The sequence below is a fragment of the Lederbergia citrisecunda genome (assembly GCF_018343695.1).
GTDB classification, from domain to species: Bacteria; Bacillota; Bacilli; order Bacillales; family Bacillaceae_C; genus Lederbergia; species Lederbergia citrisecunda.
In genome coordinates, this window is the sequence record NZ_JAGYPJ010000001.1 from 4,343,200 (window position 1) to 4,357,037 (window position 13,838).

14 protein-coding genes are annotated in these 13,838 nt (G+C 39.6%); all 14 read left to right on the forward strand.

Features of this window, described 5'->3' with window-relative positions; all coding sequences use genetic code 11:
• Positions 1 to 44 precede the first annotated feature (44 nt).
• Positions 45 to 1,634, forward strand: coding sequence for an extracellular solute-binding protein (locus KHA93_RS21180; RefSeq protein ID WP_213112531.1), 1,590 nt, complete (start codon positions 45 to 47; stop codon positions 1,632 to 1,634).
• Between the two features lie 211 nt (positions 1,635 to 1,845).
• Positions 1,846 to 2,700 (forward strand): ABC transporter permease, encoded by an 855-nt coding sequence (locus KHA93_RS21185; protein ID WP_213113075.1) that lies wholly within the window; start codon positions 1,846 to 1,848, stop codon positions 2,698 to 2,700.
• Positions 2,701 to 2,723: 23 nt separating this feature from the next.
• A complete protein-coding gene (locus KHA93_RS21190; protein ID WP_213112532.1) occupies positions 2,724 to 3,608 on the forward strand; it encodes a carbohydrate ABC transporter permease in 885 nt (294 codons plus the stop codon).
• Between the two features lie 30 nt (positions 3,609 to 3,638).
• Positions 3,639 to 4,985, forward strand: a complete 1,347-nt coding sequence (gene melA / locus KHA93_RS21195) for an alpha-galactosidase (RefSeq protein WP_213112533.1) — start codon at positions 3,639 to 3,641, stop codon at positions 4,983 to 4,985.
• Positions 4,982 to 5,986 carry a galactitol-1-phosphate 5-dehydrogenase gene (locus tag KHA93_RS21200; RefSeq protein ID WP_349772328.1) on the forward strand — a complete coding sequence of 335 codons (1,005 nt, stop codon included), beginning with the start codon at positions 4,982 to 4,984 and terminating at the stop codon, positions 5,984 to 5,986. The genes melA and KHA93_RS21200 overlap by 4 nt, the downstream gene beginning before the upstream one ends.
• A 22-nt stretch (positions 5,987 to 6,008) precedes the next feature.
• Positions 6,009 to 6,869 (forward strand): fumarylacetoacetate hydrolase family protein, encoded by an 861-nt coding sequence (locus tag KHA93_RS21205; RefSeq protein ID WP_213112534.1) that lies wholly within the window; start codon positions 6,009 to 6,011, stop codon positions 6,867 to 6,869.
• A 155-nt stretch (positions 6,870 to 7,024) separates the two neighbouring features.
• The gene (locus KHA93_RS21210; RefSeq protein WP_213112535.1) at positions 7,025 to 8,317 is read left to right on the forward strand and encodes a M20/M25/M40 family metallo-hydrolase; all 1,293 of its coding nucleotides are present in this window, start codon (positions 7,025 to 7,027) and stop codon (positions 8,315 to 8,317) included.
• 220 nt (positions 8,318 to 8,537) lie between these two features.
• A complete protein-coding gene (locus KHA93_RS21215; RefSeq protein ID WP_213112536.1) occupies positions 8,538 to 8,921 on the forward strand; it encodes a Rid family detoxifying hydrolase in 384 nt (127 codons plus the stop codon).
• A gap of 11 nt (positions 8,922 to 8,932) precedes the next feature.
• Complete coding sequence (locus tag KHA93_RS21220) at positions 8,933 to 10,036, forward strand: alanine racemase (RefSeq protein ID WP_213112537.1); 1,104 nt, start codon at positions 8,933 to 8,935, stop codon at positions 10,034 to 10,036.
• Between the two features lie 37 nt (positions 10,037 to 10,073).
• Complete coding sequence (locus KHA93_RS21225) at positions 10,074 to 10,964, forward strand: dihydrodipicolinate synthase family protein (protein ID WP_213112538.1); 891 nt, start codon at positions 10,074 to 10,076, stop codon at positions 10,962 to 10,964.
• 95 nt (positions 10,965 to 11,059) lie between these two features.
• Positions 11,060 to 11,812: an SDR family NAD(P)-dependent oxidoreductase gene (locus KHA93_RS21230; protein ID WP_213112539.1), complete on the forward strand. Its 753-nt coding sequence runs from the start codon at positions 11,060 to 11,062 to the stop codon at positions 11,810 to 11,812.
• A gap of 21 nt (positions 11,813 to 11,833) precedes the next feature.
• Positions 11,834 to 12,499 (forward strand): cyclase family protein, encoded by a 666-nt coding sequence (locus KHA93_RS21235; protein ID WP_213112540.1) that lies wholly within the window; start codon positions 11,834 to 11,836, stop codon positions 12,497 to 12,499.
• 15 nt (positions 12,500 to 12,514) lie between these two features.
• On the forward strand, positions 12,515 to 13,165 hold the full coding sequence (locus tag KHA93_RS21240; protein ID WP_213112541.1) for a histidine phosphatase family protein: 651 nt from the start codon (positions 12,515 to 12,517) through the stop codon (positions 13,163 to 13,165).
• Positions 13,166 to 13,181: 16 nt separating this feature from the next.
• Positions 13,182 to 13,823, forward strand: a complete 642-nt coding sequence (locus KHA93_RS21245; RefSeq protein WP_213112542.1) for a histidine phosphatase family protein — start codon at positions 13,182 to 13,184, stop codon at positions 13,821 to 13,823.
• Positions 13,824 to 13,838: the final 15 nt, after the last annotated feature.

Here is a 13,838-nt window from a genome sequence, read left to right on the forward strand (position 1 = left end):
TTACCCTGAAAAATAGATTTTTCAAATATGAAAGGGAGATGGGAATGAAGAAATTTAAGAGTTTAATGGCAATCGTCCTTATTATGCTATTGATTGTTGGTTGCTCAAAAAACACAGATTCATCATCAAAAAAGCCTCAAGGTGAAAAAGCTGGTGAAGATGAAAATTCGCCTATCACAATGACTTTTGCAGTTGGTAGAGTGGACTCGGACGTAAACTTCCCTGATGGTCAATCCACGAAAGACAACAAGTGGACAAGAATTGTTGAAGAAGAGTTGGGGATCAAGCTAGATGTAACTCTTGCGATGAAAAGTGGCGACGAGTACACCCAAAAATTAAATGCGCTTATTGTAACGAATGACCTACCTGATTTATTTACGGTAAGAGGCGAAGACATTATCCAATTGGATCAAATCATTGAAGCTGATCTTGCAGAAGATCTCACAGACGTTTGGGAACAACATGCATCTCCATTATTGAAGGAGCTTATTCCAGAAGACGCCCTTGAACCATTAAGGAGAGATGGCAAGTTATACTTTATTCCTGATTTACAGAAACCTGCCGAAGATGGATCCATGATGTGGATTAGATCCGATTGGCTCAAAAAGTTGAATTTGCCAGATCCTAAAACATTTCAAGATGTGATAGCGATTGCGGAGGCTTTTAAAGCGATGAATCCAAAACAAAACTATGGATTCGAAGCTGGTACTAGTTCCTACGGAATGTACGGCTTAAGCGGATTATTCGCAGCTTATCACGCCTACCCTGACACTTGGATTAAAGATGCAGACGGAAATATTGTGAATGGAAACATTCAACCTGAAATGAAGGAAGCGCTGAAAAGCCTTCAGGATCTTAAGAAAAATGGTCTTATCCACAATGAATGGACGGTTGAAGATGATGGGGAGAGATCACGTCAAGATTATATCAATGGTAAGCTCGGCATCCATTTTGGAAAATGGTGGGCTCCAGAATGGCCTCTTCAGCTCATAAAAGATAATGACCCAGATTCAGAGTGGAAAGCATTTCCGTTTATGTCCATGGATGATCAACCTGCACTACATGTAAAAGAAACGGTTCAATCGAATAGTTACTATGTTCTTAAAAAAGGATATCCTCATCCAGAAAAGTATATTGAAATGGTGAACCTTGTAGCGGAGCATTACTGGGGAGAAAATCCGCAAACTGATCCTGAAGCAAGTGAATTATGGAAAGTGGCACCTGCCCATATGCAGCCTTGGGGTAAAAATATTGTGTTCCAACAGTCGATAGAAGAAGCTTTTAAATCTGGAGATGATTCAAAACTTCATCCGGGCGAGAAGCAGCTTTACGATCGCATTCAAGAATATAAAGACGGAAATGACGAGAATTGGGGAGTAGCTCTTGAATATGGAGAAGGTGGATCACTCGGACTCTATGACTCTTTCAATTATATAAACAACGAGTTTTATGGGGCTCCTACTCCTTCCATGGTTTCTAAACAAGCAAACTTAGATAAGTTATTCCTTGAAACCTTTATTGAAATCGTCAATGGTGCTGACATTAATAAATTTGACAAGTTCGTAGAACAATGGAAAAAACAAGGTGGAGACGATATTACGAAAGAAGTTAATGAGTGGTATCAATCTAAATAAACATATGTAACTGCTTTATATTTTTCCCAATATTCCACTCTCTTCATAAGAAGATGGGTGGAAATTGGGATTTCAGAGGTGAGAGATAGTGCTTTCTTCAAAAAAAGTGATAGGCTCAGATACTCAAGTAGTTGATCTTTCTCCTAGAGTTAGAAGTGAAAAGAAAGTTTTTCTTTCTCCTAGGACAAAGAGGGAAATTCCGCTTTATATCATGTTACTTCCTGCAGTTGTGTTGGTAGGGATTTTTTCGTACGGTCCAATGCTTGGTATTGTAATGGCATTTCAAAACTTTATACCTGCCAAAGGTTTTTTTGAATCCTCATTTGTCGGAATGGATCATTTCCGTTACATGTTCCAGCTGCCTGATTTTAGGCAAGTATTGTGGAATACATTGTTTATTGCGATGATGAAAATCGCTGCAGGGCTTGTATTTCCAGTTGTTGTCGCACTTCTATTGAATGAAGTTATGAAAGACTGGTACAAAAGATTTGTTCAAGTCGTTATATACGCCCCATATTTCCTTTCTTGGGTTATTTTAGGTGGGATTTTATTCCAACTATTATCGGCAGATGGTATTGTCAATCAGTTTTTGGGTGTCTTCGGAATCGAGCCGATTCTCTTTTTAAATAGCGCCCCCATTTTCCCATATGTGTTAGTAGGTTCTGATATTTGGAAAAACGTGGGATTCAGTACCATTGTTTTTCTCGCAGCCATTACGAATGTAGATCCTACATTATATGAGGCAGCCTCAATTGATGGAGCCAACCGTTGGAAACAAACTTGGAATGTGACACTACCGGGTATGCTTCCGATTATCATTCTTGTAGCAACCTTAAGCTTGGGTGATGTACTGAATGCAGGTTTTGAGCAAGTGTTAATGCTTTACGGTCCAGCTCTTTATAAAACTGGGGATATTATTGACACTTACGTTTATAGAATAGGTTTGATTGATGCTCAGTACTCATTTGCAGCGGCCGTCGGGTTGTTCAAATCACTTATTTCATTAATTATGGTTTCATTCTCATATTTCCTTGCCTACCGCTTGGCAAATTATCGAATCTTCTAGAAATTGGAAAGGAGTAGGATAAGATGGTCGCTGATAAATCGATTGGATATCGAATTTTTAAAATTTGTAACTATACCGCTTTATCATTACTTGCATTAACGTGTATTTTTCCACTTATTCACGTATTAGCCATTTCGTTAAGTTCCAAAGCAGCCGTTTCAGCAGGCGTGGTAAAGTTTCTGCCTGTTGATTTTACACTTGCATCTTATAAGTTGGTTTTAACTAAACCGCAATTTATTACATCTATGCTGATTACAGTGAAACGAGTCATTCTCGGTGTTGGTATTAATATGATCTTGGTTGTCCTAACGGCATATCCATTATCAAAAGAAGTTAAAACATTCCGATCAAGGACACTTTTTTCATGGTTTTTCGTGTTTACGATCTTTTTTGGCGGAGGACTTATTCCGAGCTATATTATCGTGAAGTCGGTAGGAATCATTGACACGATCTGGGCACTTGTATTGCCAGGAGCGGTACAAGTTTTCAGTGTTGTTCTTTTGTTAAATTTCTTTCGAGGAATTCCAAAAGAACTCGAAGAATCAGCTTTTATGGATGGGGCAGGGCATTTTTCCATTTTATTTAAAATTTTCCTACCCGCATCTCTGCCGGCATTAGCTACATTAACATTATTTTCACTCGTTTATCATTGGAATAGTTGGTTTGATGGGTTAATTTATATGAACTCGCCAGAAAACTATCCATTACAAAGTTATATGCAGACAATTATCGTAAAAATGGACCAGCAATTTATGAGAGGCGCGAGTAAGGAGCTAATTAGATCGCTCAATGAACAAACGCTAAAATCCGCGCAAGTTTTCCTTGGTTCACTACCAATTTTATTAGTTTATCCTTTCCTACAAAAATATTTTGTAAAAGGAATCGTTTTAGGGAGTGTAAAAGGTTAAAAAAATTTTGGAATGATGGAGGAGTTAGTAATGGCAAAGTTTACATTTATTGGAGCTGGAAGTCTTGGATTTACTAGAAAACTAGTAACGGATATTTTATCTTTTCCTTCACTTGCTGATAGCACAATTGCTTTGATGGACATCGATGAGGAAAGGTTGGATGTCGTTAAAAAAGTGATTGAACGCATCATTGAAAAAGGGAATTTCCCTGCGAAAGTAGAAGCTACGACAAACCGAGCAGAAGCTTTAACAGGGGCAGATGCGGTCATTTGTACTATTCTTGTCGGCGGGGTTCAAATTTTCCGCCACGATATCGAAATACCTAAAAAATACGGAGTCGATATTAATGTTGGCGATACACGTGGTCCTGCAGGAATTTTCCGTGCATTAAGAACAATACCAGTCATGGTTGATATTGCAAAAGATATCGAGAAATACTGTCCTAATGCTTATTTCTTAAATTATACAAATCCAATGACAATGCTAAGTAAAGCAGTTCAAGATACTACAAACGTTAAGTATGTAGGATTGTGTCATAGTGTACAACATACGGCTGAAATGCTGGCACGTTGGTTAGGTGCACCGATGGATGAGATTACTTATACTTGTTCAGGAATTAATCATTTGGCCTTTTATTCGGAATTCAAGTGGAATGGGGAGGATGCCTATCCACGTTTGAGAGAATTGATGGAGGATCCTCAAATTTATAATGAAGAACAAGTTAGAAACGAAATGTTCCTTCATTTAGATTATTACGTGACTGAGTCGAGCGGACATAACTCTGAGTATAATGCTTGGTTTAGGAAACGCCCAGACTTAATAGAAAAATACTGTACGCACGGAACTGGCTGGAATCCTGGAGAATACGCCTATATTTTAAATGAATATCTTGATCAGGAACAGACGTGGAAAGCGGAGCTTCGAGCTTCATTGGAACAACCAGTCGATTTGACGAGAAGTACGGAATACGCTTCCTCTATCTTAAATGCGATTATGGGAGATGGAACGCTCTTTACGTTCAACGGAAATATTGAAAATCAAGGATATATTGACAATCTACCAGATGGAAGCTGCGTAGAGATACCTATTTTAGCTTCAAAACGTGGTTTCGATCCGATCAAAGTAGGTAGTATGCCGGAACATTTGGCTGTCCTTGCTAATACTCACGCTCGCTGCGAAAGCTTGGCAGTTGAAGCAGCACTTACTGGTGACAAAAGAAAAGTGTTCCAAGCGATCTGCATGGATCCATTGACCTCTGCTGTTTTAAGTTTAGCGGAAATTAAGAGTATGGTAGATGAGCTATTTGAAATAAATAAAGATTGGCTTCCTACTTTTAATCAGGATAGTAAAGTCGAATCTGGAGGCGTGACAGCGTGAGTGAGAATACGATGAAAGCACTTGTTTATGAAGGACCTAAAATGATGAATATGAGGGAACTATCAGTCCCTTCAATACAGTCAGATGAAGTGCTGATTCGTGTTGAACGTGTAGGGATTTGCGGTTCGGAATTAAGTGGCTTTTTAGGCCACAATTCCCTCCGCAAGCCCCCTCTTATTATGGGGCATGAGTTTTCTGGTGTCGTTGAAAAAATAGGTAATATGGTTTCGAGATTACAGACGGGTGACCGAGTAACGGTTAATCCGTTAATTACTTGTGGGGAATGTCGTTACTGTACAACGGGATTCTCTCAATTATGTGCGGAAAGAAAATTACTTGGGGCACACCTTCCAGGAGCATTCGCCGAATATTTGGCTGTTCCAGAGAAAAACGTGTACCTGCTCGAGGACCATGTTTCTTTTGACGAAGGAGCATTAGTAGAACCATTTGCTGTTGCTGTTCACTTATGCCGACTTCTAAAACTTGATCCGACAAATCGCTTGCTTGTTATGGGTGCAGGTCCGATTGGGCTTTTTACATTGCAAGTCGCGCAAGTTTATGGTCTTAAGAATATTGTTGTGGTCGATCTAAATGAAGAACGATTGGATATTGCGAAAGAGCTTGGAGGAATTGTTGCTACCAATCTAGAAGATGTTGAAAAGGGTTCCTTTGACGCGGCGGTTGATGCGGTCGGTATCGGAATAACCCGTTTACATTGCGTAGAATACGTTAAACCGGGAGGCAGCGTTGTTTTTTCAGGTCTTCACCAGAATGAATCGAGTTTGCCTATTAATGATGTCATTAGAAACGAGATTAAGATGTTCGGTGCATTTTCCAATAATCCAATCGATTTTGAAACGGCCTTACAATGGATCACTGAAGGCAGAGTGAATATAATGCCTTGGACTATTCACGCCCCTCTTGAGGACGGCTCTGCTTGTTTTGAGAAACTTATATCTGATCCAGGGAAAATAGCTAAAATTATGCTGACATTAAGATAAACATAAGGAGTGCTAGAAAACAATGAAACTAATTCAATTCATGGACAAACAGGATGATTCAAAAAAAATAAGATTAGGTGCTTTAGTTGGAGAAAACTATTATGTAGAAGTTCAAGCAGAAGGAACGATGCGAGATCTGATTAGGAAGATTGGTAGTTCCAAGGATGTGAAGCTTGAAGTGGAAAAACAAATTGAAGAAGGTAAAAAAGAACATGTGGAGCAAATACATATCCTTTCTCCACTAACTGATCCAGAAAAAATTATTTGCATTGGATTAAATTATCATGACCATGCGAAGGAATCGAATATGGCTGTTCCAGAGGTTCCGGTTTTATTCCCTAAATATCCTAATTGCATCATTGGTCATGAAGAGGATGTCATCATCCCACAAGAGGTGCAGCAATGTGACTATGAAGTTGAATTGGCATTTATCGTAGGAAAGACAGCAAAGCATGTATCAAAAGAAGATGCGATGGATTATGTGTTCGGATATACCATTGTAAATGATGTAAGTGCTAGAGACATTCAATTAAGCGAAGCACAATGGACACGCGGAAAAACAATCGATACATTTGCTCCAACGGGACCTTGTATCGTAACAGCAGATGAGATAGGTGATCCGCATAATTTGGATATTTCTCTTAAATTAAACGGAGAAAAGATGCAACATTCAAATACTCGAGAACTTATTTTTAATATCCCAACTTTACTTTCATTCTTATCTAAAACAATCACATTGCAGCCTGGAGACATTATCAGTACCGGAACTCCACATGGTGTGGGAATGGGAAGAAGTCCCCAAGTCTGGCTTAAAGCAGGCGATGTAACAGAAGCGATAATTGAAGGAATCGGTGTTTTGAGAAACCGGTTCGTTTCAGAATAACATAAATCAAATGGGTACAAATATAATAATCTAGAAAACTATTTAAGTGATTGACGATTCATTTTTGCAATGATATAGTTGAGTTAAATTTGAAATATAGAACATTTATTTTAAATACAGAACAAATAAAAATCCGTTTGTAGGAGGGTTGCTATTTGGAAGAACTAAAGCAGGCTGTAAGGTCGTGGGTTGAAAACAATGAAAACGATGTCATTAAACTTATTCAGGATCTCGTTTCTCATAATACAGTCAACCAAGTATTGACGGGAACCGAGAAAGGAGCGCAACTATTTCTTTCCGAGGTTTTAAATAATATGGGACTAGAAGTAGATGTGTTTACACCTGAAGATGTTCCCGGATTAAAGGAACATCCGGCGTATTTTCCAGGAAAGGATTATTCGGAAAGACCGAATGTTGTAGCGACTATGAAAGGGAGTGGGGGTGGAAAGTCACTCATTTTTTCCAGTCATATGGATACAACGGTTGCAGCTTCGGGATGGGAAAAGGATCCGTGGACACCAGTTATAGAGAATGGAAAATTATACGGATTAGGTACCTTTGATATGAAGGGCGGACTTGTTGCATCCATAATGGCTATTAGATGTATACAGGAATTAGGCCTTCAAGTAAAAGGAGATCTTTTAGTTGAATCAGTTGTAGATGAGGAGTTCGGCGGGGCGAACGGAACGTTGGCTAGTCGAGTAAAAGGGTATAACCCAGATGCAGCGATTATTCCTGAACCGACAAATATGGTTGTATGTCCCGGAACTCATGGCGGAGCTTTGTGGCGAGTAACGTTTACCGGAAATACGGGAATGTCTTTTAGCGGGGAAACAATCTTGAACCCCGTAAATATAGCTGCCAAGTTCATTGTATTTTTAGAAGAATACGAGAAGGAACGCCAGCAAAAAGGCGGACCAGCACCTTATTTTGAAGACGACCATATCCTTCCTGTTATGGTAACCCGTTTGGAAGCTGGCGATATGACGGCGCCATTATGTGATTCAGGCCCTACAGAATGTTATGTAGATATTTGGGTAGAATGCCATCCGCGTGTTTCCGAAGAAGAATTGAAGAAGGAAATTTTAGACGGATTTCGTGCAAAATATGAACAGGAGTATGACAGCTGGAATGAACTAGTTTTCACAAAAGTAATCCGCTTTTTACCAGGTTCAGAGGTTGAGCCGGACTTTCCATTAGTCAACCTATTATCCGAGATTACGAAGGAAGTAACAGATCAAAAATATGGCGATGTTACAGGTGCGCCTTTTGCGTGCGATGCATTTATGTTCAATGAATATACAGATACACCAGCAATCGTAATGGGACCGGTTGGTGCAAATGCACATGCTCCAGATGAACACTTAGATATTCCTGAGCTACTAAAGCTGGTTGAGGTTTACACCCTTACTGCCTTGCAATGGTGTGGATATGTAAGAAATGCGTAAGCGCCTTGCTCATCGACGTACAAACTTCACGGCCTTCGACTGAGATAAAGGAAACACGATGAGCCTGCAAGGCGAATCGATGTTGACTTACGCAAAAGAGAAGGACAAGAAGTTTGCTAGTCGATAGGCGCTATAGCTGGACAGCGAAAGTCTAGGTTCAAAAATATAGACTTATAAAAACTTATACTTTCTTTACTTGTAAAAAAGGATGTGCATGCATATGAGAAAAGCAATTAGTACCCCCGAAGCGTCAGCTGGTAATGGTCCGTACTCTCAAGCAATAGTAGCAGGTGATTTCGTATATGTGTCAGGACAAGGTCCACTCGATCCAAAGACAGGTGATATAGTCGGCAACACAATTGAGGAGCAAACTGAACTAACCCTTAATAATATTCATAATATTTTGAAGGCAGCAGGATGCACAATGGACGATGTCGTTAAGGTCAATGTTTTTCTAGCGGATATAAAAGATTTTGATCGCTTTAACAGCGTATACATACAATTTTTTAATCGGCCGATGCCGGCAAGAACTTGTGTAGAGGCTGGACTTGATAATATTCTCGTTGAAATAGATGCAATTGCGCTATTACCTGGAAAAGAGTGAAACCGAAGGCGATGAACAAAAGCGATTTGGATACTCCGTATGTGTTGATAGACGTGGATAAGGTTGAGAAAAACATTTTTTCCATGCAAGACAGGGCAAAAAAGTCCGGAATTAAATTAAGACCGCATGCTAAAACGCATAAGTTACCTATATTGGCTAAAAAACAAATTGAGGCCGGGGCCATCGGTATAACGGTTGCTAAATTAGGTGAAGCCGAAGTTATGGTGGCCGAAGGAATTTCAAACATCTTAATTGCATACCCGATTGTAGGTACCCAAAAAATTGAGCGGCTTTTTAAGCTTGCTAAGCAGGCGGATATTACAGTTGCAGTCGATCGATATGAAACCGCTAAAATGATATCTAATCGTTTTAATGAAGATCCAGCATTGTCTGTCGGAATCATTGTAGAAATTGATAGCGGATTCAAACGAGTAGGCATATTACCCGGTGAACCAACACTGGATTTAGCTTTGAAAATATCGAAACTGCCTGGTTTGGAATTCCGCGGCCTAATGACATTTGCTGGGCAATCGTATAATGCTGCTGATATTGAAGGCATTAAGCAAGTTGCCATGCATGAAGGTAGTATAGCTGTTGAAACGGGTAAGATGCTTCAAAAGCATGGTTTAAACACGGAAATCATTAGTGTAGGTTCGACACCGACCTCACGTTTTGTATCGAGTGTAACTGGTGTAACCGACGTCAGGCCAGGAACGTATATTTTTGGTGATTTAACTCAAGTAAGTATTGGGGTCCATCATCTAAATGACTGTGCTTTGACGGTAAAGGTGACGATTGTGAGTCGACCTTCACCTGATCGAGCAGTCATAGACGCAGGAACAAAAGTGTTTACGATGGATGGTTCTGAATCTCCTATCGGAACAGGGAGAGGGTATGTAATAGGTCATCCAAATATACAAGTATCCTGGTTTACAGAGGAACATGGGATGTTGCAGCTCACTTCGGAAGACCAATACTTAACAGTTGGCGATACACTTGAAATCGTGCCAGTCCATTGCTGCGCAGTTATAAATATGTTTGACGAAGTAGCTGCGGTCCGCGATAACGAAGTGGAAGCAATTTGGCCAGTTTTAGGAAGAGGAAAAGTTCGATAATACAAAATATAAAGAGAAGAATTCGGAGGAATTGACAATGGCTCTTAAAGGGAACATTCCGGTTATTCCAACCCCTTTTTTAAACGGTAAATTACATTTAAGTGATTTTGATCATTTACTTAGCAAAACAATCGATCATTTAGATGGTTATGTAGTTTGTGGAAGTACGGGGGAAGCACCAGCTTTGTCCAAAGAGGAAAGAATGGAAGTCGTTGATTATCTTGTGAAATTAATGCCAAAGGATAAGCACATCGTTGTAGGATTAGGCGACACTAATTTGAATCAAGCCGTAGAAATAGGTGTACATGCAGCAGAAGCCGGTGTAAGGACTGCTTTAATTCCGAGTCCATATTATTTTCCAAATTCATTAAATATGGTGATCGAATATGTAGGGAAAATTGCCGAACTTACCGGATTGGATATCGCATTTTATGATAACCCAGTAACAACGAATACACGCTTTACAGCAAATGATTTAATTCAACTAGCCGAGGCAGTGCCTAATGTCAAACATATTAAAATGACAGACCACTCATTTTCGAAGATTCGTACATTAAAAGAGAAAACCAACTTAACAGTTTTTGGTGGAGACGATATCATTTGCTATCGTGCATTTGAAGCTGGAGTAGATGGAAGCATGATTATCACTCCTTCCGTATTCCCTGCCGAGTTCCGTGAGTGTTGGGAAGCTTATAAAAATGGTGATCGCGAAAAGAGCTTCGATATATACACAAAGGTTTTACTTCCTTTTATTAGTATGTTTGGTCCTGGAGACGAGATTCCAACAACGAAAGCATTATTCCATCATCTTGGGATATTTACAAGCAGTGAAACTCGCCTTCCGCTTCTAAAAGCAGATGAGAAAAGATTTAAAGAAGTTATTTTAGGTTATAAAACAGGCTTAAGCGGTAGTACATTACAAGTTTAGTAGAGAGAAACGAAAATAAGGATAAGTGGCATTTGCCGATTTGTCCTTATTTTTTCGAAATTTTGTAATCTACGATTCTGTTAGGAGGAGTGAACATGAAACGGTTTGCGAACAAAGTTGCGTTTGTGACAGGTGCGTCACGTGGAATTGGTAAAGCCATCGCTGAAAGATTTGCCTCTGAAGGAGCAAAAGTAGCTTTGATTTCCAATCATAATGATGATTTGAATGAAACTGTTGGAGAGTTCCAGGGGTTGGGTTATGAAGTTTTACCTATATTAGCTGATGTTTCTGATGCAAATCAAGTAGAAGAAGCTGTTAACCATACCGTTGCCGAGTGGGGCAGAATTGATATTCTAGCCAATAATGCAGGCATCGCGTGGGAGGAAGATTTTTTAGAAATAAAGGATGATAATTGGCGTAAAATGCTTGATGTTAATTTAAACGGTATGTTTTATACGGCTCAGCGTGTTTCCCGCCAAATGGTGAAGCAAGGTGAAGGTGCGATTATTAATATGGCATCGACAAACGGTCTCGTTGGGGAAGTTAAATTTGCTCATTATAACGCCTCAAAAGGTGGAATCGTTCTATTAACAAAGACGATGGCTCTCGAACTTGGTCGTCATAATATTCGAGTCAATTCCGTTTGTCCCGGCTATATTCAAACACCGATGTCCGAGGCAATTGATGATGAGGCATTCGTTCAAGAATATATTAGTACAAAAATTTCTATCGGTAGGGTTGGAAAGCCGGAAGACGTTGCAGGGGTTTTTGCCTTTTTAGCTTCTGAGGATGCAGCTTTTATAACTGGAACTGAAATTGTCGTCGATGGTGGACAACTCGCTCAATAAAATGATAGGTAGGTGATAATTATGAAGGTTTACGATTTAACGGGACCAATCGAAAGTGGAATGTGGGGGTATGGTGAACCTTTTCCGAGTGTGAAAATTCAACCAATCGCCACGATTGAAAAAGACGGTTTTAGCTCTCATAGTTTTCAAATTCATTCCCTTTCGGGGACGTATGTTGAAAATGGCAATCATCTTTTAGTTGAAACAGAGTCAATTGATCAATTACCAGTTGATCGTTTCATCAAAACGGCTTGGGTAGCACAATTGAATGATAAAGAAGCACTTGAACCTGTCAGTGCGGATGAGCTAGAGGCAGCGGTCGGGGAGCATGTGAAACCAGGGGATGCATTGTTAGTAAGTACGGGCTGGGATAAAAATTGGAATAAACCAGGTTACGTTGAAAAAAATCCATTCTTTCTTCCAGAAGCTATGGACTGGGCTGTTGAAAAACAAATTAGCATCCTAGGTACAGACCTTACACATATCCAAGATCCACGTGACGATGATGGATCGCTCTTGAAAAATCTATATAAGCACGACGGTCTTTTAATTGCACCGGTAGTAAATTTAAGGAAGGTGGAAGGCAGCGGACCTTTTACGCTAATCGCACTACCATTGCTAATACCTGGAGTAAATAGTACACCTTGTCGTGTAATTTTGATGGATTCATCCAACGCAAACTCTTAGGAAGGAGAATGAGAAATGGATAAAATTTTTCTCTTGCGGCACGGAATGAGGCTGGATTTGGAAGACGAAGCTTATTGGCGCCACTATGCGAAGCGTGTGGATGATACTCCGCTTTCTGCAAACGGAATTAATCAAGCGCAGGAAACCGCAGAGTTACTTAAGGACGAAGGAATAAAACATATTTTTGCTTCTCCATTTTTTCGCACCTTGCAAACAGCCAATATCATTGCTGAAAAATTAGATCTAAAAGTAAATATTGAATATGGATTTATGGAACAGCTTGCAGAAATATGGTTTAGTGATTTTCCTGAAATCATTACCAAGGAAGAGGCTTTTGAAATTTTTCCAAGCATAAACAAAGATTACAAATCATTTGTAATGCCTAAGTTTCCGGAAAATGTATCAAAAGTAGATGTGTTCGAACGAGTTGGTAAAACTTTGGAGCATGTATTTGAGCACTATCATGAACCAATCCTTATTGTCGGGCACGGTGCTTCCGTTTGGGAAACGACAAGGAATTTATGGGAAAAGGGAAGAGCCACGGAATACCCTCCTAAAGAATATAATCAGAAAATGTGTGCGCTACATAAATTCACTTTACAAGATGGAAAATGGGAGTTGGCCTTATCTACTACTGAACATTTAAGCTATGTAGATACATGGTAAATAGGTGGTGAGCATTGTGGTTAATGAAGTATTTGTTTTACGTCATGGTATAAGGCTTGATATTGATGATAAAGCGTATTGGAGGCATTACCTCAAAAGGAAAGACGATGTACCTTTATCAAACAGAGGAATTATTCAAGCTCAGGAGACGGGGGAGTTTTTAAAAAAGGAAAATATCAAACATATTTTTAGTTCACCTTTTTTCCGAACGTTGCAAACAGCTCAGGCTGTAGCGACGAAATTAAACCTACCAATCAATGTTGAGTATGGGTTTATCGAAATGCTTAATCCTGATTGGTTCCCTGCCTACCCTGAACTTTTATCCAAAGAGGAAGCAGCCTCCATTTTTCCGAGTATAAATCGTGACTATGAATCTATCGTTCGACCGGAATATCCTGAAACGGATTATGAGGGCGTTGTGTTACATAGGGTAAAAAAGGCGTTGGATGAAATCATTACGACCTACGATGGATCTATTTTAATCGTAGGTCATGGGGCATCGACTGAATCGGCTGCAAAGGCATTGATGTTGCCCGATTCTTGGGAAGGTTTTAACGGAAAAATGTGCGCGTTAAACAAATACGTTTATGATGACGAGAAATGGTCTTTTGCTTATGGAACAACCGAACATTTAAGTGCAGAATCAATCCTAAATTAGGAGGAGAGATATTTT